The sequence below is a fragment of the Streptomyces sp. DSM 15324 genome, from assembly GCF_001514285.1.
GTDB lineage: Bacteria > Actinomycetota > Actinomycetes > Streptomycetales > Streptomycetaceae > Streptomyces.
Window position 1 is genome coordinate 1 of record NZ_KQ949038.1, and the last position, 23534, is coordinate 23534.

Annotated in this window: 18 protein-coding genes; 12 read left to right on the forward strand and 6 right to left on the reverse strand. The window is 70.0% G+C overall.

From position 1 onward, the window contains the following. Positions 1–231: 231 nt before the first annotated feature. The 4 genes from AQJ58_RS36170 to AQJ58_RS36185 all read right to left on the reverse strand — a co-directional run bounded on the left by AQJ58_RS36170 (position 232) and on the right by AQJ58_RS36185 (position 5734). Positions 232–1203 (reverse strand): TniB family NTP-binding protein, encoded by a 972-nt coding sequence (locus AQJ58_RS36170; RefSeq protein ID WP_067258497.1) that lies wholly within the window; start codon positions 1201–1203, stop codon positions 232–234. A gap of 116 nt (positions 1204–1319) precedes the next feature. Next, a complete protein-coding gene (locus AQJ58_RS36175; protein WP_067258192.1) occupies positions 1320–3422 on the reverse strand; it encodes a Mu transposase C-terminal domain-containing protein in 2103 nt (700 codons plus the stop codon). Continuing rightward, a complete protein-coding gene (locus AQJ58_RS36180; RefSeq protein ID WP_067258195.1) occupies positions 3419–4129 on the reverse strand; it encodes a TnsA-like heteromeric transposase endonuclease subunit in 711 nt (236 codons plus the stop codon). Before AQJ58_RS36180 ends, AQJ58_RS36175 begins: the two co-directional genes overlap by 4 nt. 210 nt (positions 4130–4339) lie before the next feature. Next, complete coding sequence (locus AQJ58_RS36185; protein ID WP_067258198.1) at positions 4340–5734, reverse strand: TniQ family protein; 1395 nt, start codon at positions 5732–5734, stop codon at positions 4340–4342. A gap of 213 nt (positions 5735–5947) precedes the next feature. Here AQJ58_RS36185 and AQJ58_RS36190 point away from each other — a divergent pair, with 213 nt between their 5' ends. Both AQJ58_RS36190 and AQJ58_RS36195 read left to right on the forward strand, forming a co-directional pair. After that, positions 5948–6532, forward strand: coding sequence for a hypothetical protein (locus tag AQJ58_RS36190; protein WP_067258201.1), 585 nt, complete (start codon positions 5948–5950; stop codon positions 6530–6532). Next, the gene (locus AQJ58_RS36195) at positions 6526–7950 is read left to right on the forward strand and encodes a hypothetical protein (protein WP_067258203.1); all 1425 of its coding nucleotides are present in this window, start codon (positions 6526–6528) and stop codon (positions 7948–7950) included. Before AQJ58_RS36190 ends, AQJ58_RS36195 begins: the two co-directional genes overlap by 7 nt. Positions 7951–8049: 99 nt before the next feature. On the opposite strand, the gene AQJ58_RS41975 is transcribed toward AQJ58_RS36195, so the two are convergent. Together AQJ58_RS41975 and AQJ58_RS36205 are read right to left on the reverse strand one after the other, a co-directional pair. Next, positions 8050–8334 carry a hypothetical protein gene (locus AQJ58_RS41975; RefSeq protein ID WP_234360408.1) on the reverse strand — a complete coding sequence of 95 codons (285 nt, stop codon included), beginning with the start codon at positions 8332–8334 and terminating at the stop codon, positions 8050–8052. A gap of 596 nt (positions 8335–8930) precedes the next feature. Beyond that, positions 8931–11294 carry a Helicase associated domain protein gene (locus AQJ58_RS36205; protein ID WP_079079437.1) on the reverse strand — a complete coding sequence of 788 codons (2364 nt, stop codon included), beginning with the start codon at positions 11292–11294 and terminating at the stop codon, positions 8931–8933. Between the two features lie 147 nt (positions 11295–11441). Between AQJ58_RS36205 and AQJ58_RS43600 the strand changes: the two genes are divergently transcribed. The 10 genes from AQJ58_RS43600 to AQJ58_RS36250 all read left to right on the forward strand — a co-directional run bounded on the left by AQJ58_RS43600 (position 11442) and on the right by AQJ58_RS36250 (position 23520). Then, positions 11442–11627: a hypothetical protein gene (locus AQJ58_RS43600; RefSeq protein ID WP_159056374.1), complete on the forward strand. Its 186-nt coding sequence runs from the start codon at positions 11442–11444 to the stop codon at positions 11625–11627. Positions 11628–12563: 936 nt separating this feature from the next. Then, positions 12564–13523 (forward strand): hypothetical protein, encoded by a 960-nt coding sequence (locus tag AQJ58_RS36210; protein ID WP_234360409.1) that lies wholly within the window; start codon positions 12564–12566, stop codon positions 13521–13523. Positions 13524–13589: 66 nt separating this feature from the next. Beyond that, positions 13590–14501 carry a hypothetical protein gene (locus AQJ58_RS36215; protein ID WP_067258213.1) on the forward strand — a complete coding sequence of 304 codons (912 nt, stop codon included), beginning with the start codon at positions 13590–13592 and terminating at the stop codon, positions 14499–14501. A gap of 8 nt (positions 14502–14509) precedes the next feature. Next, on the forward strand, positions 14510–15535 hold the full coding sequence (locus tag AQJ58_RS36220) for an ImmA/IrrE family metallo-endopeptidase (protein WP_067258214.1): 1026 nt from the start codon (positions 14510–14512) through the stop codon (positions 15533–15535). Between the two features lie 146 nt (positions 15536–15681). Further along, the gene (locus tag AQJ58_RS36225) at positions 15682–15963 is read left to right on the forward strand and encodes a DUF3892 domain-containing protein (protein ID WP_067258217.1); all 282 of its coding nucleotides are present in this window, start codon (positions 15682–15684) and stop codon (positions 15961–15963) included. 247 nt (positions 15964–16210) lie between these two features. Beyond that, a complete protein-coding gene (locus tag AQJ58_RS36230) occupies positions 16211–17527 on the forward strand; it encodes an anti-phage 6A-MBL system MBL-fold protein (protein WP_234360410.1) in 1317 nt (438 codons plus the stop codon). Further along, complete coding sequence (locus AQJ58_RS36235; protein WP_067258222.1) at positions 17524–20061, forward strand: anti-phage 6A-MBL system cap2_3 protein; 2538 nt, start codon at positions 17524–17526, stop codon at positions 20059–20061. Before AQJ58_RS36230 ends, AQJ58_RS36235 begins: the two co-directional genes overlap by 4 nt. Beyond that, positions 20058–21158 carry a patatin-like phospholipase family protein gene (locus AQJ58_RS36240; protein WP_067258224.1) on the forward strand — a complete coding sequence of 367 codons (1101 nt, stop codon included), beginning with the start codon at positions 20058–20060 and terminating at the stop codon, positions 21156–21158. The genes AQJ58_RS36235 and AQJ58_RS36240 overlap by 4 nt, the downstream gene beginning before the upstream one ends. Before the next feature lie 220 nt (positions 21159–21378). Continuing rightward, positions 21379–22482 carry a hypothetical protein gene (locus AQJ58_RS36245; protein WP_159056375.1) on the forward strand — a complete coding sequence of 368 codons (1104 nt, stop codon included), beginning with the start codon at positions 21379–21381 and terminating at the stop codon, positions 22480–22482. A gap of 165 nt (positions 22483–22647) precedes the next feature. After that, positions 22648–23520, forward strand: a complete 873-nt coding sequence (locus AQJ58_RS36250; protein WP_234360411.1) for an endopeptidase — start codon at positions 22648–22650, stop codon at positions 23518–23520. The last annotated feature ends 14 nt before the right edge of the window (positions 23521–23534 follow it).

The following is a 23534-nucleotide window of genomic DNA, read 5'->3' on the forward strand; positions in this document are numbered from 1 at the left end:
TGACGCTCGAGGGAGGGCTTGTTGGTGTACGGGGCGGCGGCTGGCCTGGTGTGTTGCTGGTTTGTTGAGAGGTCGGGTGACCGGTTCCAGCGGGGAGGTCGGGGTGTGTGAGCTGGGGTTGTGTGTTGTGTGCTGAGCCTGGCTTGGTTCGTCGTAGGTAGCTCTAGCGTGAAAAGGGTCGGCTGGTGTTTGTGCTGGTCAAGGCTGTTTGTGCTGGCCGGGGTGTTGGGGTTAGCGACCTCGTGTGCGGGGGCGGTGGTGGGTTTCGGCGAGGTGGTCGAGGCGGATGGTGTCGAGTGATTGCTTGGTGATGCGTTCGGTGCCGTCGCAGATGGCGGTGATGGCGGCTTGGCGGATGAGTCGGGTGAGGGATCCGATGCGGCCGGCGGTGCGCTGGTGGAGGTAGGTGGCGTGGCGGGGGAGGGTGCCGTTTTTGTGGTGGGTGAGGTCGAGGTTGTTTTCGATGTCGGTGATGACGTCGCGGAAGGGTTCACGTGATCCGTGGCGGGCGGGGAGGGGGCCGCAGGTGATGAGGGTGGCGCGTCCGGCGAGCTGAGCGCCGCGGGTGCCGGAGAAGAGAGGTGTATCGGTGACGTCGATGCCGGCGTAGACGAAGGTGGCCCGGAGGCGTTCGGTGAGGTCTTTCAGGAGGTCGGCGGCCTGGGCGCCGGTGGTGGTGCGGGGGTTGAGGCGGTGGATTTCGTCGATGAGGACGAGTTGGACACCGGCTTGGCTGTAGGTGTGGCAGACGGCGTCGGTGATCTGGGTCTGGGTCATGCGGGTGGTGGTGGGGATGCCGAGGTAGCGGGCGAATTCGGTGATGAGGGTTTTCGCGGTGGCGCCGGGCGGGACGAGGACGTACGCGACGGGTATCGCGGCGTGTGCCGATCCGGGCGGTGTGGGGTTTTTGCGGGTGTGGGCGAGGTGGCAGGTGCGGCCGACGTTCAGGAGGGCGGTGGTTTTGCCGGCCGCGGCGGGTCCGGTGACGATCAGCGAGGGCCGTGCGGTGGCCTGTTGGTGGCGGCCGAGGATCATCAGGGTGCGGACCTGGGTGGCAAGTTGGCTGATGGCGGGGGTGCGGATGGTGACGAACGCGGAGTGGTAGGCGAGGCGTTCCTCCGGGCTGCGGGGTGGCTGGCCGGGCCGGGGCGGGGTGACAGGTTCGGTGGTGACGAATCGGTGCCAGCCCTGCCAGGTGGTCAGGGGCCAGGACGGCTCGGCCGCACCGCCGCCTGCGCCGGTGGCGGCGTTGTGGGCCCGGGCGGCGTTCGGACTGGTCTCGCCGGCACGGGTGGCGTGGTCGGTGCGCGGGCGGGGGGTTACCACTTGTCGGCTTCCTCGTGTGCGTCGTAGAGCCCGAATCCGGTGGCCGGGGCGAGGGTGTCGTCGTCGGGGAGGTCGTCGAGGTCGTCGATGCTGTCGTCCTCGTGCCGCTGCGCTGGGTCGTCGGCGCTCTGGCCGGTGTCGTGTTCTGGGCGGCGGGCTGTGGGGAGGGGGATGGCGGTGGTGCGGGCGATGAGGGCCTGTTCGGTTCTGGTGGCGTGGCCGCTGTGGACGCGGCGCATGAGCTGGTCGAGGGCGTCGGCGAGGTCGGCTTCGTACTGCTCTGTATCGCCGTGGTTGTCGTGCAGGGCGAGTGTTCTGATGTGCTGCCAGGTGTGGTCGTTGAACGGCTGGTGGACGTGGTCGCGGTGGATCCACGGGATCTCGGTCAGTTCGCCGTCGGGCAGGCGGATCCAGATCTGGCGGACGTCGTGGGGGTTGTGGTGGATCTCCCATTTCCCGCCGCGCGCCGTGATGGGGGAGGGCTGGCCGCGGTAGGGGGCGAGGAGGTCCGCGTCGTAGGTGCGGTGGTGGATGCGGATGCCGGAGGCGGTGATGGCCTGCCAGCGCACGGGCAGCAGCTCGAGGTAGTCGTGGCCGGTCAGCGGGACGGGGACGTGTCCGGCGACGGCGATGAGCGCGGCCCACATCTGGTTCGGGGTGAGGGCCTTCTTCGGCATCATCGGGTGGCGCAGGCCTTCGTGGGGGCGGTGGTGGTAGTGGACCAGCCATTCGTCGAGGAGGTCCTGCAGGTGGGGGACGCTGTAGCAGGCATCTTTCTCGGTGTCGGGGCCGCGGCGGGTGACGTCGGATCCGGTGTAGCCGGGCAGGTGCTGGCAGAACAGCGCGTTGATGGTGCCGAAGGCGCGCTCCACGATGCCTTTGGCGGTGGGCGCGAACGGCGGGGCGGGCTGGACGCTGATGCCGAGGGTTTCGCAGGCGGCGGTGAACGCGCGGGAGACGAAGACGCGGCCGCGGTCGACGACGATCGTCTCCGGCAGGACGACGGGCCGGGCCGCGGCGCCGGCCAGGCGTTCGTCCAGCGTGGCCAGCTGTTTGTGGGGGAGTGCGCGGGCGTGGTCCATGCGCAGGATGTTGGGCCAAGTGGGGCGGGCGGGGTGCGGGACGGCCATCTCCGCCAGCAGCAGGGCCGCGTCGACGGCTTTGGTCGCGCTGGGGCACAGGACGGCGGCGAGGATGGCGCGGGTGGCGACGTCGATGGCGATGGTGAGTTCGGGGCGGGCGAGGGTGCCGTCGTCGAAGAGGGCGAGGACGTCCAGGCGGGTGGTATCGATCTGGACCTGCTCGCCGGGCCGCAGCGCGGTGGTGGGGGTGAAGGCCCGTCCGTCGAAGCTGGCGGGAATGGCCCGGACAGGCCCGGTGGGCAGTTCGCTGGGGCGGGCGAGGGTGGTGACGAGCCGGTACAGCGTGGCCTGGGACGGTGCGGGCACCGTGCCAGGCCCGTGCCGGTCTTCCAGGATGTGGTTGATCAGGGGGAACAGACCGTTGATGGTGCCCTTGGAGCGGCCGCGCCGGCGGCGCAGCGCCTCGCGGACGGCGGCGACGACCCGTTCGTCGGCCCGCCCGGTGGGGCTGGGGGCGCGCGTGCTGCGGTGGTCGAGGAGCCCCCACAGGCCTTGTTTGCGGTAGGCGAGCCGCATGCGCTGGACCGTGGTGCGCGAGACGCGGCCGAAGCCGAGCGCGGTCAGCTCCTGGGCCTTGGCCTGCTCGCGCTGGGCCAGTGTGTGCTGCTCGGGGTCGTACTGCGGCCGCACCGCCCCGTCACTGCCCAGCCCGCCGGCAAGGCCGCATTCAACCTCTCTCACGTGCCGCTGCCAGGCCAGTGCCTTCTCGCGCGCCGCGGCGGGGGCGGTCTCGAACAGCCCCCACTGCGGGGCCGGCTGGGGCACCTCGGCCCCGATGACGGTGAAGCCGGGGTCGGCGAACAGGTGCCCGGCGAGTACGGCCTCACCGCCGCCGTCCGGGCCGATGAGGTGGATGTCCTGCCCGGCCAGGGCGACCACCTGCCACTTCACGCCGCGGAAGCGGACGTGAGTCCCGACCCTGAGCGCCGGTCGGGCGTTGCGCCGGGCGCTCACCTGCGGCCTCCCGTCCTGTCCAGGCCGTTTCGGCTCTGGGCCGGGCCGACCAGGACCTGCTCGTGGAGGGGGGTGTCCAGGTCGGTTGTCAGCTGTCTGTGCCACAGGGCGTGGAAGAGGGCAGGGAGAACCTCGATGGGGTCGCCGGCCGTTTCCGCGCCTTGGAGCAGGGGCCGGGGGTGGGCGAATGCGTCGAGGACGGTGGGCATGAGGCCGGGGCGGCCGGCGTTGCGAGGGTGGCGGTACCCGGCCAGCCATTTCAGATTGGCGGCGAGGATGTCGTCGAGCGGGGCGAGGCGCTGGTAGGTCCAGCCGAGGTGCGCGCATGCTTCCGCTACGGCCTCCGCGGCGTTCAGGGCGCGTTCGCCGCCGGCGTCGGGGTGGCTGGGGCAGTCGGCGAGCAGGGCGGTGCCATCGGTATAGCGGGCGAACAGCTGCGGAACCCAGGAGCGGACCTGTCCGCGGTGGTTGCGCCACAGCAGTCGCACCGGCCGGCCCGCCAGCCCGGTCACCTCCGGGGCGCGGTCCAGGACCATCAGCTGGAGGCGCATCGCGTTCGACCCGGCCGCCACGTGCCGTCCGGTCGTGGCCGACCACCACAGGCCCGGTCCCCACCGCCGCCCCGGGATCGCCGGGAACGCGGAGACGGGCGGTAGGCCCTCGAAGGCCACTGCCAGGGCCGCGTCCGCCCATCTCTGCTGGACCATCTGCCCGAGAGGGTCGAGGAAGACCGCCTCGAAGCCGCTCCCACACGGTGCGGCACGCCCTGGCTGGCCCCCGGGCCGGGTTTCTGCTGCGTTGATCACTCGCGCCAGCCAACTCCTGCCCGGCCGCGCGCGCCCGCGTTTTCAGTATTTCTGCCACCGACGAGTGTTGTTATCGGCCAACAGCCAACGCGCCCGCTACGAACACGATTCTCAGCCGCCGTCTTCCTGGCCGGCCGCGAGCATGGTCATCAAGGCGTCGGGAGACATTTCCGCCCACTGGGCGACCTCTTCCAGGGGCATCCCGGCGTTCACCGCGGCCAGGGCGGTCCGCTTCCAGGCATTGTCGATCAGGGCGGCGCTGTGGCGGAGGTTGCGCAGAAGCTGTTGGGCGACGTCGGCGGTCGGTCCAGTCTGCACCCCGCGCAACTGGAGCAGCTGTTCCTCGGCGCTCTCGATGGTGCTGGTGATCAGCGCACGCTGTTCGGCGGGCACCGCCGCGCGCCACATCCTTCCCGAGCCGGGCGCTTTCTTCTCCTTGCCCAGCACCCGCAACTGCCCGGCCATGGTGGCGGGCTGGTGTTCCTGGCGCAGCCACCAGGGGTCGTTGTCGTATCCGGGCGGTCCGCCGACCCCGCGGCGGATGCGGATGACGCTGCCCATCCAGGAGGTCAGCGGTCCGCCGTAGTCGGTCGCGGCCAGCGGCCCCAGCCACGGCCGGCCCACCCGCTCACCGAGCCGGCGGCAGAACATCCCGTCGGCGGGCAGAGCCCGCGGCCGCCCAGCGCCGCTGTCGGTCCACGCCAGCTGGGCCATGGCCGGGTCCAGCAGCGCATCGGCGACGGCCGCCACCTCGGGGAAGACGACCGTGTCCCGCCCCACGGTCCGCCAACGGTCCAGATCCGTCCCGACGTTGCCGCCTGCGACCTGGTGCAGGCGCTGCGGCCAGATCGTCTCCCGCTCCCAGTGCAGGGCCTGCTCCCACCACCGGGCGACCACCGCGTGCGCCAGCGCGAATACCCTCTCCGGCTCTGCTCCGGCCCGTGTTGCCCGCCGCGCCACCCCGGTCCACCGCTGCTGCGCCGCGGCTACTTCCGGCACACCCCGCACGTCCAGATACTCGTGGGGCTGATCGGCGTCCGCGTCCAGGAGCCACCGCCCGTGGCGGACACACACCCGCTGCCATCGCGGCGCGTACCGCACCACCCGCACGGCCGTCCCCGTACGCCGGGCCGTGCACAGGCGGCAGCCGAAGGCGACCGGCCCGGCGACCGCGCCGCCGGTCCGCCACGCCGCCGCCGGCACCCCGGTCTTTCCGGCCGACAGCTTGGAGTCCTCCTGTCCCCACGATGGCAACGCCCGCGCCAGCACGTCTTCCTCGACGCCGCACAGGCCTGCCAGGAGCTGCCGGCCGGGCGCGTTCAGCAGCACTTCGGCGTCGGCCCGTGCGCCCCCGCCGTCGTGGCCCGGCGGGTAGTTGCGCCACTGCCAGGACGACCGCAGCACCTTCGCTTCCATCCCGTAGCGGCCTGCGATGCGGCAGATTAGCGACGAGGTCGTCTCCCCCTGCAGGGGAGCTGTCCGCAGGAGGCCGGGATGATGGGTCACTCCGCCACGGTCTCGTGTTCGCCCTGCCGGGCGGGCGTTTTCGCAGGAGCCGGCCGGTCCTCGGCCCGTCGTCTGCTTACTTTTCACAGGCCGTGGGTCTCCCTTTCCTGGAGCCGGCAGGCGTCGGTGTGGCGGGGGATTGGCCCGTTCGAGCGCATCGTGATGATCCGATCGCACTAAGCTACGCCTGTGGTGGTTGGCGAAGATGCTCAGGTGAAGGGCTTCTCGGGGGCCCGCAGAGCCAAGCAGTGGCTCGAGGGCACGATGCGCATCTTCGGCGCGTACGCGAACACGGACTCGGAGTCCTGTGGCCGTCGGCTGACTCTGTCCTGGCCGTACGGAGGCCGGACGTTCTCCTTCGATCTGGGGGGTGCCATGCGCGGTGACCCCTACCAGAACGACATGTTCTGCGCGGAGGTCAAGAACTACGCGCAACCCAGCGACCAGGGAACCCAGTTCGACGAGTTTCTCGCCAAGTGCTACGTGGCCGCCCAGGCCCAGCACCATCTCAGCGATCACTTCATGTGGATCACCTGGGCACCGTTCCGGGCGAACTCCTGGTCCACCCTCAACTCACCTGACCAGGTGGAGACCGCGGTCCTTCAGCACAGCAGCCGTGTTTTCGGCACCAGCGACCCCGAGGAAGCCCGAAAACTTCTGGACGCTGAACTCGTCCGGTCGGTCGCCGCCCGTCTGTGGCTGATCGTGCTCTCGGACAAGCAGGAAACCCTCCTGCCGCTCAAGGACTGGGCAGCCATTGTCGCCGCCGAACTCACCCGCAGAGAGGGCTCGTGGTGAACATCGTCGAGCAGTCGATCTCCCAGGCCATGGACGAGCCCGACGACCGGTTGATGTTCACCCAGGTCAAAGACGTAGTCGCCCGGCACCTGCGCCGTATGGACCCCGGTGCAACCGTCACCAAGACCGAGTTCTTCAACCACACCCATGTCCCCGACATGGTCTTGGAATGGCCCGGCAGGCCCCGCACACCGCGCCGGTTCATCTACCTGCGCACCACATCCGACCAGCGCGAGCTGGAGGACGACCTGCAGCGCCTTCCCCGTGCCGACCGGCCGGTGCTCCTGGCGCTTGGCCAGCTGCCCACCGCACGGCAGCAAGGAGATCTTCCCTCGCTGCCCGGCAGCAGCACCGCGCTGCTCCTCGACGCTTCCGCGCTCGGCGCACTCCAGCCGGCCGACGACTCTCCCGGCATTCCCCGTCTGGTGTCCCGCTCCGTTCTCGAAGGCGGCCGCGGCACCCTCGACAAAGCGGCGACCGAGGAGTTCCTGAACACGGTCGTCCAGGGAGCCGAGGCCGCCCGTGCGGGAGAACGCGTTCCCACCCGCGACGCCGTCGACGCCCTCACCGCACGGATGACCACCGAGGTCGCCGACCGGATGTCAGCCTTCCTCGCCGCGCTCTGGCAGGGCGGCGGATCCACACTCGCCAGCTTCCCCGCACCCCAGCGAGGCGTCGGCCATCTCGACGAGACGGCCCTGATGTACCTCCTGGAATCCGAGGACATCACCGACTCCGCATTCTGGAACCGGGTCGTCCGCATGATCAGCCTCCCTATCCTGCTGCGCACCCCGGCCGCCGGCACCGGCAACCTTCAGCACCTGATGCGTGAGGCGATCCAGCTCTGGACCAGCCGCGTCTGCATGATCGTGCCCGGCATGGCTGACGCGGACATCAGCCCGTGGCGCTGGGCGGTGAAGGCCGGCCAGCTGATCCTGCAGACCCCGCGGTTCCATGTGCTCGTTGCCCAGGCCCGGCGCCAGCTCCCGCCCGGGCAGGAGCACGACCTGCCCCGCCTCGACGAAGTGAGGAACAGGGCCGACCGCTTCGGCATCCCGCTGACTTCTCTTCGAATGGTCGTGACGGACCGCCACGTCGGATACGGCGGCCCCGGAGACGACATCTCCCACGACGCCCAACTCGACGGCATCAGTGACGCGCTGGGACAAGCCGAGGGAGTCATCGAAGCCGATGCCCGCATCCCCTCCGGCGAGACTCTCCAGTGCCTGTTCGGCACCGGAATCGCCAGCGCCCGCGGCGCACGTACCCAGGTACCGCTGGACGCCCTCCTCGGCACGACAACGCGCCTGCTCTCCGATCTCTCAAGTGATGAAGCCGAGAAGATCACCCAGCTCCTCGGCGCCCAAGGCCCACCCCCCGACCAGCCATGGAGCCAGCCCAGCTTCGACGACGTATAGGACTTGCGCGGGGCCGCCGACAGCGCTGTGGGTGCTGTCACTAGCCGGTCGGCCGCCGCGGGTTCCAGTCCGGAGGCGAAAGTCCTCCCGCCCCCGCGTCTATGCGGATGCTGGTGACTGGTTGGCACTGTCTGAGCCAGCGGGTGGGGTCTCGGACGGTAGCCCGCCCGGTGGTGGGTCGGGTGGCGGCTGGGGGACGGAGGCGGGGGCTGTGGCCTGACGGTAGTTGATGATTGCCTGGATTCTTTTTTCGGGGTCGGTGATTTCGTCGAGGGCGGCTGCGAATTTTTCGTCGACGATGTTTCCTTTGCGCTGGCGGTTGTGGTCGAGGATCAGGCTGGTGAGGGGGATGGCGAGGTATGCCGCGATGACGATCGCTCCCACGGCCCACCAGGGCGCGCCGCCCAGAGCGCCTGCAAGGACGGCGGGGAGCCCGGCCAGGAGGCCGGCGACGGGTGCGAGGGAGGACGAGTTCATCGCGTGGATGCCCTTCCAGCACGCGACGGTTGGGCCGCCTCATGCCTGAACGAGTCGGCCTGGGCCGGCTGGGACGGAAAGAGGCGGCACGTGTGTGCCGGGGGGTGAGGGCATGCCGAGGGCCGGCGTCGCTGTGAGGCGGGCCGGTGGTGTTTTACGGCAGGCTTTTCACCACCCCGGGAGGGAATTTCATTGATCCCGGGGTGTGTTTCAGATGGCTTGTCTGGCGGTTTTTGCGGGGGACGTTTTCTTCGGCTTTTTGGGCAGGGTGGGCTATATGTATCAGCTAACAAAAAGAATGCTTATAAAGCCCCTGAGCCGATTCATCTGTCCTCTACCGCACCGCCTTTCTCTACTCGCTGGCCGCGTGCACCCTGTTGCGGGCACGCCAGACCTGCCCACCAGTATCGCCCATCGCGCCGCCTTCCAGAGCCTGTTCGGGAGCTTTCGTGGGCGAGGTCGTGCGCTTGGCGGTGGTTCGGGGCGGCGTAGAGGCGCTGAGCTCAGGGTTTCATGTCCGAACTGCTCCAGCCCTCGGTGAAGCTGGCGGTGGTGAGGAGGTGTTGTTGGTCGGGGTGGAGGGTGCTCCATTGACTGCGTTGGGCGTTGGCCCAGTGTTGGAGTGTGTCCGGGACGGGTTCGTTCCCGCTGGTCGTTGCGCGGTATTGCTGCCAGGTGCGGTGCCAGGTGTAGGGCCAGGGTGGGTTCCACCACGGGTCCAGGGCGGTGAGCGCCTCAATGGTGGTGGTGGAGAGGACGCCGGCGCGGGCTTTGCGGCGTTGCTGGCCCAGCCATCTGCCGAGGGGGAAGCTGTCTTGTCGGGTGTGCTTGTCCGGGGTGAGGTGGCCGTGTCGGGCGGCGTAGGCGCGTGCGTGGTCGAGTCCGGGGCTGGCGGGGTAGGAGCGTGTGGCCGGGGCGGGTTGTTCGCCTACGACAGTGTGGGGTGTGATGCCGAGGGCGGTCAGGAGGTCCTGCTGGCCGGGGTGGAGATGCTCCCAGGACTCCTGCTGGACACGGATCCAGCGGCAAAGGCCTCGGGGGAGGTTCGTGGCCGGTACGCCGTCGGCACCCGTAGCTGCTGTGCGGAGGCGGTGGTAGGCCTGCTGCCACTGCAGGGACCAGGGCGGATTCCACCACGGATCGATTGCGCTCAGGGCCTCGGCTCGGGTGGGGGAGAGGCGGCCCTGACCGGCGCGTCGTCGTTGCCAGGCCAGCCACTTCCCCAGTGGGAACCCGTCGAGGACGGTGCTGACGGGCGCGGCGATATGGCCGTATCCGGCGGCGTAGGCGCGGGCTTGTGCGAGCGCGGTGTCCAGAAGATCGGCCTCGGCGCGGGGAGCCGGTGGTTGGGCGGCTCGGGCTGTCTCGGCGGTGATGCCGATCTTGGTCAGCAGGCGGTGCTGCTCGGGGTGGAGTGTGCCGTAGCCGGTGCGCTGCCGTTCCAGCCAGTTGGCCAGCTCCTTCTCAAGGTCCGCAATGCCGGTACCGCCGCCGGCTGCGGACTCTGACCGCTCGCGTACGCGAGTCCAATGGCGTTGCCACTCCAAGGACCAGGTCGGGTTCCACCAGGGGTCGAGCGCTGCGAGGAGCGTGCTGACCGGCCATGTCCCGCCTGTACTGCGATGGTGCTCCTTCGCCTGGTGGCGCTGTTCGCTCAGCCACCGCCCCAGCGGAAACCCCTCAGGACAAGCTTTCAGGGGCGTGGCGAGGTGGCCATGTGCGGCGGCGTACGTGCGTGCGTGGGCCAGCCCGGGGCCCGTACCGCAGAGCTGGCCGATGATCTCGTGGGGGCAAGAGGCGGCGGTCTCGGCGGTGATGCCGATCTCCGCCAGCAGACGCTGCTGCAGCGGATGCAACTGCTTGTAGCCGGTGCACTGTACGGACAGCCATGTGGCCCAGCCGTCACTGCCGTCCGGCCAGCTCCCTTCTGCGGCCCCTTGGCGCCGGTCTTGGGCATGAGCGCGGATCAGGTGCCAGGTGCGCTGCCACGCCAAGGGCCACGGCGGGTTCCACCACACGTCGATCGTGTCGAGCACCTGAAGGTGCGCTGGTTCGTCCTGGCGGCGGGTGAGGCAACGCTGGGCAGCGAGCCATTTCCCGAGCAAAAACCCCTGGTGGGAGATGTTCTTGGTGGCCAGGGCCAGGCATCCGTGTTCGGCGACGAAGGCGCGCGCACAGGCAACAGCCATATCGATGCCCGCTGTCCGGCTCGTTCGGCGCGGGCGTGCGCTACCGGCAACCTGGGCCGTGATGCCGATGTCGGCCAGCAGACGGCGCTGTTCGGGGTGGAGTGAGCCGTAGTCGGTGCACTGCAGGTACAGCCACTCCCCGGTCAGCACGTGGGTGTCGGGGAAGCCGTCGGCGGCGTTGAGGGGGCCGTGGCGCCTGACGTGGTCGCGGGCGCGGTAGTAGGAGCGCTGCCACTTCACCGACCAGGGGATGTTCCACCACGGATCCACCTCCTTCAGGGCGGCGGCCTTTTCTTCGGGCAGGGCCAGGGCGTGGGCCTGCTGGTTGTGCACCCATTTCCCCAGGGGGAAGGAACCGACTCGGGTGTCGCGTCGGGTGGCGAGGTGGCCGTGCTGGGCGGCGTACGTGCGCGCGTGGGCCAGGCCGGCGGCGAAGGCCCCGTCGGCGTGCACGCTGTGGCCCCGCAGCCGTTTCTGAGCCGGCAGACCCTCTGTGCCCGCGGTCTGCCGACGCTGGTAGCCCGCGAGAACGTCGGCGAGAGGCCGGGGCCGGAGCGCCAAGGGGACCTGCCACAGCCGCTGTTCGTCGTCTCCACTGCCGCCCCCGTACGGATGCACTGGTACGTCCAGGCAAACAGCGGTCCGTGGGTGCAGGCGGCCAGACGCTCGGTGAGCCACGGACGCCGCAGGCGATGGCCCAGCTCGCTGGGCGCACAGGGCACATCAGCCAACCGGTAGGGGAGGTGACCACCACTGTCAGCCGCGACACGGAGCCGCCAGGCCGGGCTGGCCAGAAGCGTGGCGAGGGCGACGGTCTCGGGGTAGGTGACCAGATCCCGCGCCAGGATCCGCCACCGCTGCGGATCCTCGCCCGCGGGCATGGCCGCCTCCAGCCGCATCGGCCACAGGCGCTCCTCGGGCCACTTCTGCGCCCACCACGAGGCGGTGACCGCCTCAGCAACCTCGAACGCCGAAGCAGCGACGGGGGAGCGGCGCAGCAGCCTGCGGTGATCGGCCTGCGCCTGGACCACCTCCGGGCATCCGGCCAGCCCCACGACATGGCCTCCGCTGCCGGGCACGCTCATCAGCCAGCACCGGTGGCGTGGGCAGACTCGCTGGTGCGCCGCCAGGTACACGCGGGCTGGTGCAACGCGACCGGTCCGCGCAGCCACACAGCTCGGGCACGCCGGACCCCAGGCAGCAACCGTCTCCACCCCGTTGTGGAGCCGCGCCGCCGGCCTCTTCCCCGAGGGGCCCAGCGGTTCCTCCCGCGTCCAGGCCGGCAGCGCACGGCGTATGTCCACCTGCGGCACACGGCACAGCGCCGCGACCCGGTTGTGAGTTCTTGGGTTCCGTCCGTTCGCTAGACAGCCGTGGGCTGCTGTCTCAGGTCTGAGCTGGAGACTTCGTGGTGTGGGCGACGTGCCGTCTGAACAGCGCAGATTGTGATAGGTGAACTCATGGCCAGTGGTGCGCAGGGCTGTGGGCTGAGCGTTCGTGAATGAGCTGGAATCTCGGAGATATCCCGAGAATCCTTATGGCTCTGGCGGCATTTGTGCAGGTCAGAGCGGCTGTCTATGTCGTGCACGTTGTGCTGTTCAGCACAGCATGCAGGCGCTCAAGGGGCCGGGATCCGCAGAAAGGGTCCGCAGGCCGCCTGCAGTTGTGGTGGCTTGTCCGATTCGCCGATGGGGCTGGCGCCTCAACGCGGGTGTGCTCGGCCCTTCTTGAGGCGCATGCGATCGCCATGCCGTAGGCGGCTCATCCTGACTACCCACGCCTTCACGGTCCCGGGTTCCTGGCGAGGTGTCAGGGTGCTTACTGGCTGCGGGGGTACTTCCTTGGTCTGACCGGCGCGTGTTGCCTGGTGTGGGGGAGGTGACAGGTGTATGCAGGCAGGAAGCCTGGGGGGCTACATGTTCTGGGTGGATCGGGGGTGTGCCGGTAGTGGGTGGCGCGTACGAAGAGCTGTCGCAGACAGGTCAGTTGGGGTCGGAGACGTTCGAGCTGCTACGGCGTCTGGTGCATCAGGTCCGCCGGTCGTCGGGGTTCCCTCCGCCCGAGGGGTATGCGGAGTGGAGTGATGACGCGGCCTACGACGTGATTACGGCCATGCTGACTCGTGAGGGCGCCGGGCAGCGGTTCGTGACCAGTTGCTTCGTCCAGGCCGCCGACGAGGCTTCGCTGGAGCGGCTGTTCCTCGCGTCGATCAAGAACTTCCTCATCGATGAGGCGAAGAAGACGCCGCGGGGCAAGCTGCGGCGCCGCATCGCCCGGCTGATGGGCGCCGACGCCTCCTTCTGCCGGATGCCCGGCTCCCCGCCGCGCTGGATGCTGAGCGAGCACCCGGAGGGCGCGGTATGGCAGGGCGATCCGGATGATCTCGTTGCCGAAGCCTGGCGCGTGCGCGGGGTGGGGATCACTCGCTGGAACCATTCCGGGCCGACCCCCGCGCAGACGGTCCATGCCCTCATGGTCATCCTGACGCAGGTCCTGCGGCATGCGCGGGGCGCGGTGCGGGAGGAGGACCTGGCCAAGGTCCTCGAGTCCCGGTTCGAGCTATTGGCGCCGGCACGCTCCAGCTCTCTCTTCGCCGACGAGGAGGCACTGGCCGAGCCGGGCGAAGCGAGCACGGTGACGGAGGCCGACGCCGCGGCAGCCGGGGGCGGCGCCGCCGACATCTGGCAGCGGCTAACCGCCAACGAGCGGCAGCTGCTGCCCTACCTGGACGAAGGCGCCCATCACGCGGCGCAACTGCTGGAGGTCGGGCTGGCTCAGGCCGAGGCTGTTCTGGCAGGCCTGAAGGCAAAGCTCTGGCTTGCCCTGTCGGACGACAGTGACCGGACGGCAGTCATGGGCGCGCTGCTGCGTCGCTGTGCGGATCCGCCCCCTGAACCGCCCGTGTGACGTCGTCCGTACTGAGTGGGAAGAGAATGCGCTGATGGACCACAGCCACAGAGAGGGGGAAACAGGATGAACGCTGCCCACAGCAGTGCCTATGAACGACTGGTGGCCGCCGCGGCTGGGCTGAAGGTCCCGGACGCCGTCCGGGAGGTCGCCACCGCGCCGCCGCGGGATCCTGAACCCGGTCAGATCTGGCGGGCCGTGTGGGAGCGCACCATCCAGCTGCTGGTGATCACGGCGGTGGACGACGACACGGTGCACGCCATCCCGGTCTCCTTGGAACGCTACGCCGACGCCAGCACGCTGCTGCTGCCCGCCGAGGCCTCCACGCTGGAGCAGCCGCTCGCCCTGTGGTGGGGATTGAAACAGCCGGTGCCCTGGTGCGTGCTGGACCGTCAGGTCAGCCAGCTGACGGTGCCTCTGGCTGCCTCCCTGCACCCTGATCTGCCGCACACCGCGCCGCCCGGGGCACGCTGGGGCAGCGCCCCGCCGTCACCCGCCGTGGCGGATGCTGAGTACCGGGGTGTCTTGACGGATACCTTGGCGAGGCTGAGCGCCGCACGCTGGATGCCGGAGGGATCCGGAGCCCTGCCGCAGCTGCTGCAACAGCGCGGTGTCACCGTGGCGCAGCTCGGCGCGCAGCTGCAGCTGCCACCCGCCCAGGCCCTGCCGTTGTGGCGCGGCCAGTACCCGCTCACTGCCGACCAGGCCGAGAAGCTCGCCGTCTTTCTCGGCCTAGGGATGGACGAGGTCCTCGCTGCCAATCCCGCACTGCCGCCCGCCGTGGTCAGCGAGCTGAACCGGCCGCTGCGCCGCAGCCAGCTGCGGGCCCTGGCCGCCCGGCATCTCGAAGACGAACACCGGGCCCGGCTGCGTGCCGCCTACGGCATCGTCACCCTGGCGGCCCGGCAGGAAGACCGCACGCACATTAACTGGGCGGCGCGCACGGACGGCTACTTCGAGCTGCGACTGGGTCAGTAGGGGTTGCCGTGGTCAACTACGTGCTTGCGGCCGCCGCCCGCACTCAGGCGACCGCCATGCTGGAGGAACTGGACACACAGCGGCCGGATGCAGCCCAGCGCCTGGCCCAGGGGGCTCTCGCCGAGATGCAGACCTGGCCGGAGCTGACCGTCCGGCGCGTTGCCGAGTCCCAGACCGGCGCGCGGTGCAGCGTCGCCGGTGCCTACGAACCCGGACCGCTCCCTCAGATCATCGTCGCCGACTCGGCCAGCCACGCCCGACGGGACTTCACCGCCCTGCACGAGCTGGGTCATCATCTGCAGCAGAACAGCTTCGCCCTGATGGACGCCTTCGACCGCCAGCCCGACGGCGGTGTGCTGCTGGAGGACGCGGCCTGCGACGCGTTCGCCGCCGAGATCCTGCTGCCGGCCCCGCTGGTAGAGCATCACTTGGCCGCCGGCGGGCCGACTGCCCCCGACCTGGTGGAGCTGTGGCGGGCCAGCGGAGCCTCCCGCATGGCGGTGTGCGTCCGAGCCGTTCAGCACCTGCCCGCTCCCGGACACGTCCTCCTCCTGGATGCCGACGGCAAGGTCGCCTTCGCCGCCTCCCACGGCCTTCCGCCGCTGCGGCGGGGCAGCTTGCAGGGCGACATTTCCACCATCGCCCAGGCCCGGGCCGGCCAGGGCCGCGCGCACGGGCGCACCCAGGTCCGCTACCGCGACGGCATCCTGGGGCGGGAACTGCATGCGCAGACCGCGCCGATGGACGGCTATCTGGTCGCGGTCCTCGTCGCTGACTCGGCGCCCTGGCGCGCCTTCACGCCGCCCACGAAGGACACCGGCCCCCAGGCGCGCGAGTACATCTGCGAGCACTGTGGCGAGGAGTACCGCTCCTTCGACCCCGCCTGTTCCGCCTGCCGCGTCCCCAACTGTCCCGAGTGCGGCCGCTGTGCCTGCCCGTCGCGCGTGAGTGAACGCCTGTGCCCGGGATGCTTCATCCGGCATCCGCTGGCGATGTTCGCGGACGGCGCCGACCGCTGCCTCGACTGCTCCTGACGTCCCGTCGGCCCCTTGAGGACACCCTCGTTTCTCTACCCGCGAGTTACGTCGTCCGTCCCGGGCGAAGCACCCCACACCGGGGTGACGGGACCTGGCGCCGGCTCCGGGGCCCCGTCAGGCGAGGCCGGCAGAAGAAGAGAACGATGGCCATCCAGATCACCGCGGTCCGCCTGTCCGGCGGCACCACGCACCAGCACATCACCCGCCTGTGGTGGACCAACCCGGAGACCGCCAAGAGCGGCGACAACACTCGGGCGGAGATCGTCACCTGGATCGAGGACGAAAAGGGCCAGGCGTACACGAGCGACGCGGGCGGACACCGGGCGAAGGTCGCCGTGGTGACCCCGCCGCGTGGCGAGAAGTACCTGCAGACCCACGCCGACGGGGTGTGGACCAACAACCTCCTGGCCCTTCCGCGCCGCTGAACAAGCCCGGACGCCCTGGGCGAGAACGGGCGAGTCGGCCGCGCCGCCTCCGGCGTGCGCGGCCCCGGCTGCCTACGGATCGCGCAGACGGCACGAGCCAGCCGCGTTCGAAGTCCGCAGTTGGACTGACCGGCTGTGCCCAAGGGCCTGCCCGCACGCTGCCTGATTACGGCGGCTTGTCAGTGGCGCGTGGTAAATCTCGCGTGGGTGAACTTGTACGGGTTTCCCGCTAGTTGATCAATATCGAGTGAAGAGGCAGGACATGGTCGAGACGGAACTTCCCGGACAGGGGGTGGTGTTCTGGCCGGTGGGCACGGGCGACTCCACCACGATCGTGCTGGGCGACAACCTGGTCATGCAGGTGGATCTGCGGGACATGAAGGCGGCCGACGAGGACGACGCGGTGGTCGCCGCCGTCATCGACCGCCTGGAGGAGACCCTGCCGCAGCCCGACGGCAAAACGCCCTACCTGGCAGTCTTCGCCCTGACTCACGCCGACAAGGACCACTGCTGCGGCTTCGGCGACCTGCTGGAGAGCTCCATCCTGATCGGGGAGATCTGGGCGACGCCCCGACTGTGGCGCGAACTGTCAGAGGACAAGCCAATGTGCGAGGACGCGCAGCGCTTCCAGGACGAGGTCGAGAGGCGCGTGACCGCCACCCTCAAGGCCATCGAGGACGGCAAGGAGCCGGCCAGCGGAGACCGGGTGCGCATCATCGGCTACGACGAGGACCGCGAAATGCACTCCTACGCCGAGTTGCCCGATGAGTACTTCACCTTCCCCGGTGACGTGATCACCAAGGTCGACGGCCAGGACGTCGCGGACTGCTTGGAGGCGTTCGTCCACGCACCGTTCAAGGACAACTGCGCCGGCGACCGCAACGACACGTCTTTGGCCCTGCAAGTACAGCTGAAGGCCAGTGACGGCACCGTCGGCCGGCTGCTGTTCCTGGGAGACCTCGCCTACCCCATCATCAAGATGATCTTTGAGAACAGCGAGGCCGCGGGCAACTCGGACCGGGTGGAGTGGGACGTGCTGCTCTCCCCGCACCACTGCTCCAAGAAGGCCATGTATGCCGATGGCGAGGACGGTGAGGAGGAGCTCAAGCAGGATCTCCTCGACCAGCTCCAGGCGCATGCCGACGCGGACGCGCGGGTGATCTCCAGCTCGCGGCCCTTCCGTGACGAGGACGACACCGGCAACGACCCGCCGCACCTGCTGGCCCGCGACGCCTACGAGTCGATCACCGCCTACCCGGTGCTGTGCACGGGGGAGTACCCCTCCAAGGAGGAGCCCCGTCCGGTGGTCTTCGCTCTGGAGCCCGGTCTGGGCCTCGAACTCGTCGACGTCACCGACCTGGAGAACAAGTCCCAGGTGCTGAAGGCCGCGGGCGGGGGACGCCGGCTGCTGACAGCGCTGGGTACCACTCGCTTCCCGGCCGCCTCCTTCACCGCCACCGGCCTGCCGCACCAGCGCGGCACGGACGCCGCGCGCGCCGGTGTGCAACAGGCGAGGGGCGACAAGGCCGAGCCGGCGGTACAGATCGGATTCGGTGACGCGTGAAGGACCGCACCGCCCTGGAACTCACCGAAGGCCAGCAGCTTGCCCTCGACCAGCTGCACCAGATCGTCGAGGCTTCCCAGGGAGCGGTGGCGGCCACGCACGTGGCTGCCTGCGACGATCGCTCCGGGTACCTTGAGGCCCGCATCAGCATCGGCTGCGCCAACCTGCCGCGCACCCCAGGCGGCCTGCACCTGCGCAGCGTCGAGGCGGTCACCCTGCTGATCCCCCCGGACTTTCCTTTCGCCGTCCCCAGCGTGCAGACCCGGCACGCCCGCTTCGCCGGCGCGCCGCACGTCAACTGGGGCCGCCACCTGTGCCTGTACCGTTCGACGGCGACCGAGTGGGATCCGGCCGACGGCATGTACGGATTCATCAACCGCCTCTTGGACTGGTTCGAGGCGGCGGCCGCGGGAGAACTGGACCGGCCCGGCGAACCCCTGCACCCGCCGAACGCCCTGACCGACCGCAGCGCAGGACTCCTTGTGATCCGCCACGACGCGCCCGTCGCACGGTCGGACGGGCCATGGCTGGGCGCCGCCGTACTGCACCAGGTCAACGACACCAGATGCGACGTGGTGGGCTGGATTGCCGTCGAGGACCCCTGGCCCAGCAGCCTGGAGCAGTTGCGGGAGAAGGCCGCGCTCCCGGCCGGCGCCCGCGCGTTTCTCGCCCCGGCAGTCGTCACCACGCAGCATCTGACGTTCGAGTACCCGCTCACCGCGCGCGAACTGGTCGATGCCCTGGCCCGCGACCACATCACCCCACGCCTGCTGCTGGGGCTGACCGGTTTCGTCGCGGACCACAACCGCACCTTGCTCCACCCCGAAGGCGATGCACCCGCCGAGGACGACGTAGACACCCCGGCCGCGCCAGTGCATCTGCTGCTGGGCACCCCCTCGCGGGGCATCGCCGGTGACGGCCCCCGCCAGACCCACCTGGTGGCCTGGCACCTGCCCGACTTCGCCGACCGGATCGGGCGCCTGGCCGCAGACACCGCCTTCAGTGACCACCCGCAGCTGGCCGAACTCGGCGACAAGGTTATCCAGTTCGGCACTGAATGGCTCGACGGCCTGCGCACCTGGTGGATGCGCATCTACGAGGCCCGCCCCGAGGTCACGGTCCGCCGCGACCACACCACCCCCGCGGCCTGGCTGTGGGGCAAACGCATCCTAGTCCTGGGCGCCGGCGCCCTGGGCGCCCCCGTCGCCGACATGTGCGCACGTGCCGGCGCCGAGCACCTCACCGTCGCCGACCGGGCGCTCGTCCACCCGGGAATCCTGGCCCGCCAACCCTATGCGGATGCCGACATCGGCCGCGCCAAGGCGCGAGTCCTGGCCAGCCGCCTCAACCGGATCGCCCCCCACGCCACACAGGTCGAGGCACTCGTCGGCGACATCACCACCCGGCTGTCCGAACTCGATCTACACACGTTCGACCTGATCTGGGACTGCACCGCCAACCGCATCGTCCGTGCCCACCTCGAACGCGCCCGCCGCACCGACGCCGCCCCCTGGCCCCACCTGGCCACGCTCATGATCGGCCACCATGCCACCCGCGGCATCGCCGCCTTCTCGCCCCGCAGCGCCACCGGGGGCGGCGCCGACGTCCTGCGCCGCGCCGCGCTGGCCGCACATACCGACGCCACTCACACCTTCGACGACCTGATCGAGGACTTCTTCCCCACCAAGCCCCCAACGGAGCTCTTCCAGCCCGAACCGGGCTGCTCGGACGCCACCTTCACCGGTTCGGCTGCCGACGTCACCGCCCTGGCCGGGCAACTGGTGACCGGCATCCTCCACGCCGTCAACGCCCCCGCCGACCGGCACACCATGGCTACGCTCATCATCCGCACGCCCGGCGGACCGACCGACGCCCAGCCCGTCGGCCCACGCTGGCTGACCTGGCCCAACGACGCTCTCGCCACCGACGAGGCCACCGGCTACGACGTGCGCATCACCCCCGCCGCGCTGGCCGAGATGCGCGCGGAAGCCCGCCGAGGCGCCCGCGTGCGGGGCCCGCGGGTGGAAACCGGCGGCACCCTGCTTGGCGTCGTCGACGATGCCACCGGCGTGATCTTCGTCGACGAGGCCACCGGCCCGCCTCCCGACTCCCTGCTGACCCAGGCCTACTTCCGGCACGGCCTGGACGGGGTCAGCGGCCACCTCACCGCCCGCCGGGAAGCGACCGGCAACATCAGCCGCTTCCTCGGCATGTGGCACACCCACCCCCACACAGCCGCACAGCCCAGCGACACCGACCGCACCGCCATGACCCGTCTGACCCTGCCGCTGGACGACGCCCCCGCCCGCGCCCTCGTCCTCATCGCCGGAGGACCGGATGCCGTCTGGCAGAAGTGGCTCGCCACCGGTGGCCGCCCCGACCTCTACGCCCACCTTGCCACCCGCACAGCCTCCTCCGCCGCCGAGCCACCCACACCGGCACCGCCCGCCCACCTCGGCTCCATGACCTGGTGGCCCGGCGGCTACACCACCCGCCCCCACAACCCCGTCCCACGCAAGGGCTCCCGCTCATGACCCGCACCATCGGCCTCGCCCTGTCCGGCGGCGGCTCACGCGCGGCCGCCTTCCACCTCGGCTGCCTGCGCGCCCTTAACGACCGCGATCTCCTCGACCGTATCCGTGTCGTCTCCGGCATCTCCGGCGGATCCCTGCTCGCCGCCCTGTGGGCCTACGGCCCGCGAGACTTCGCCGACTTCGACGCCCACGCCACCGGCCTGCTGCGCTCCGGTCTGCAACTGGACATCGCACGCCAGGCGTTCAAGCCTTCCGCGGCCGCCCGCAATCTCACAGCGGCCACATGGGCAGGAGCACGCCACCTGTTCACCCGCACCACCGACATCAGCGTCGCCCGCCCCGCCAACCGCACCGACGCGCTCGCCGCCGTCCTGACCCGCAAGGCCTTCGCCACCGCCACCATGGCCGACGTCACCCACCCCGGCCTCGACGTCGTCCTGACCGCCACCGACCTCGCCACCACCAACGCCGTCCGCTTCGGCAGCGCCCGCAGCGGCTGCTCCCGCTACGGCACCATCACCGAACCCATCCCCGTCGCCACCGCAGTGGCCGCCTCCGCCGCCTACCCCGCCCTCCTGCCAGCCTTGGAACGCACCTTCACCTTTCAGCACCGCGACGGACACAGCCAGCAGCACACCGTGCTGCTCACCGACGGCGGCGTCTACGACAACCTCGGCCTGTCCGTCCTGGAACCCGGACGCTCACCGCACCACACCCAGCACGTCTACGACGTGCCCTTCATCATCGCCTGCGACGCCGGACTGGGCGAGCTCGCCCTGAAGGCACCCCACTTCATGGCCGGACGCCTGAACCGCTCCTTCGCCACCGTCCACCGCAAAGCCCAGGACTCCGCCCGCTCCCGCCTGCACGAATGGGCCGCCAGCGGACGCATCGACGGCTTCGCGCTGGCCTACCTCGGCATGAAGGACAACCGTCTGCCCGCGCCGCCTGCCGACCTCGTCCCGCGCAGCGCGGTAGCCACCTACCCGACCAACTTCGCCGCCATGAGCCGCACCAACTTCGAGGCCATCACCACCCGCGGCGAACAGCTCACGCGCACCGTCCTGCCCATGTACCTGCGCCACTTCCAGCACTGAGGCCAGGCAGCACAGACTCCCCACACGCCGAACAACGCCGAGCGCCGCGCCGGACGTGTGGCTGCTCCCCCCTCGTGACACCTGGGTGGCTGCAGGGCGGGGAGAATCGGACGTGACGGCTTGCGAGACGCCATAACGCGGGCGCACCGCATCGGGGAGGAACACGACGTTGAACACCGTAGGGGCCCGGGTGTGGCAGTTTCGGGTGCAAGGGGCGATGGTGACCGCCACACAGGTCGGACGGGGTGACCTGGGGGTGGGGCTGGCCAGGCTCATCCACATCAACGCGCTCGCCTGCGATCTCAACCGGGTCGTCGACTACCGGACCAAGCAGCTCGAGGTCCGCCTTCTGGCCAGCTATCTCGATGCCCCCAGCGCCGGTGCCCCGCTCCAGGTTGATCACCGGGCATTTGTGGCGAGCTCGCGGCACATCCGCGGCTTCGTCACCGAAAGCTCAGGGCTGGGCATGCTGACGGCGGCCAGCGAAGCCCTCTTCGCCTGGGACAACGCGGCGCACGCCCTGCACAGTTTCGACGCGTTGCCCGGCGGCATGCTGTCGGGCTATCAAAGCGGCGGTGTCAGACCGGACTTGCTGTTCCATCTGCCTGGCGGCCGCGTCGCGGGAGAGGCCCGGGGTCGGCATCGCCGCGCCAAGACGCTCCTACCGACGCGGCCGCTCGCCGAGCAGAAGAGGCGACTGCAGGAACTCGCTCTCTGGTCGGCGTCCCACCGCGACCACGCCTACTTCATGAGCTGGGTCTGGATCGGTCGCTCCGGCGTCGCCGTGGACATCTTCCTTTCTCAGGACCAACGCTGGGACGGTGCACTGGACGCCCGCTGGAAGCGGCAGAGCGCAGGCGACCAGTGGCGCTTTCCGGTGGAGGAGGACCCCTTGGGGCAGATGCCGGACGGCGATCCCGAACCGCCGCCCGCCACGCCATCCACCACGGACGCGCTGCAGCTGGTGATGTCGGTACCCGTTGCTGCCCCCACACCGCCCAGGGCCGACCCGCTCTCACGGACCGGCCGCATGGTACAGCGGCTGTACGACACCGCCCCCGAACTCGACGCGGAACTCGCAGACATTCCCCTCCGCGGCACCTGGGTGCCCGCCGACGCGCTGGGACCTGCCCAGTACGAGGTGCTGCTGGCCGTCCTGGCCGAACAGCCCCCACCTCAAGCCGGTGTCCGAGAGCGACTCGCACGGGCCGAAGGCCGCTTCGACGCCTGCCTCGACGGGCGCCTGCTCACCGTCGTGCGCTCAGCAGCCCAACCGCCACCAGCCTGGCAGGACTTGGAACAGGTGCTGTTGAGCCCGGCGTGACACACCGGGATACCACTGGTCCATAACGAGGCTGGGGCGAGGAGGCAGTGGCCATGCGACGGCCGCCGTAGAGTGGGCTCCTCAACCATGCCGGTGAAACGGGCGGTTGGGTAGGGACGCAGGCGCAAGTTGGCGGGGGAACGGGTGCAGCAACACATTGTCGGAGTGCATGGGATCAAGCAGGGCCGTACGTCGCGGCGCGAGCTGATCAAAGAGTGGAACAAGGCACTGAACCGCGGTATCACCGCCCTGCACGGGCAGGACGCGGTGCGCACTGACCCCCGCCTGATCCCCACCCTGGAGATTCCGCACTGGTCCTCGCTCCTGGCGCGGGGCGCGGACCGGCTGGGCCCGTCGGACTTCTTCCCAGACGACTCCACTGCCCTGACCGCCGATGAGGAAGCCTTCATCGTCGAGGCACTGGACGATCTGCTCACGCCGCAGGAGCGGGCGCTGGCCGAGGAGCTGGACCCGACGACGCTCGGGCTGCCGAAGCTGCCGCCCAGCGTCACCCGTCGCGCCATGGTCTACGACCGGCGTACCCCTGACAGCGTCGTCGGCAAGCTCATCACCCGTCTGCGTGAGGTCCGCTTCTATCTCAAGCACCCCAACCTCGCCTCCAAGGTCCACGATCACGTCCTCAAAGCTTTCAGTGACGACACCGCCACCGTCGTCATCGGTCACTCCCTGGGCAGCGTGATCGCCTACGACCTCATCAGGCAGGAGAAGATTGCCGCTCCCGGCACGGCCGGAACCGCTGTGCACACGTTCGTCACCTGCGGCTCGCCCCTGGGTATCCCCGCCGTGCGGCGCGCCATGAACATCCCGGAGCCGGAGCTGCTGGCCATGCCGGCACACATCAGATGGCTCAACGTGTACGACCCGGACGATGCCGTAACCGGCGCAGCCGGTCTGGCTCTGGGCGCCCGCAACGTCACTGACGTCGAAGTCGACAACGGCAACATCGATCCCCACGCCGCCCAGGCGTACCTGCGCACCCTGCCGGTCGCGCGGGCGGCCACCCACAGCTGGTCATGACCGAAGAACACGTC

Bases quoted from the DNA above. Each gene is read 5' to 3' on its own strand.
- AQJ58_RS36180 (WP_067258195.1), bottom strand. From the start codon at position 4,129: ATGGTCCAGCAGAGATGGGCGGACGCGGCCCTGGCAGTGGCCTTCGAG.
- AQJ58_RS36215 (WP_067258213.1), top strand. From the start codon at position 13,590: ATGAACGCTGCCCACAGCAGTGCCTATGAACGACTGGTGGCCGCCGCG.
- AQJ58_RS36225 (WP_067258217.1), top strand. From the start codon at position 15,682: ATGGCCATCCAGATCACCGCGGTCCGCCTGTCCGGCGGCACCACGCAC.
- AQJ58_RS36240 (WP_067258224.1), top strand. From the start codon at position 20,058: ATGACCCGCACCATCGGCCTCGCCCTGTCCGGCGGCGGCTCACGCGCG.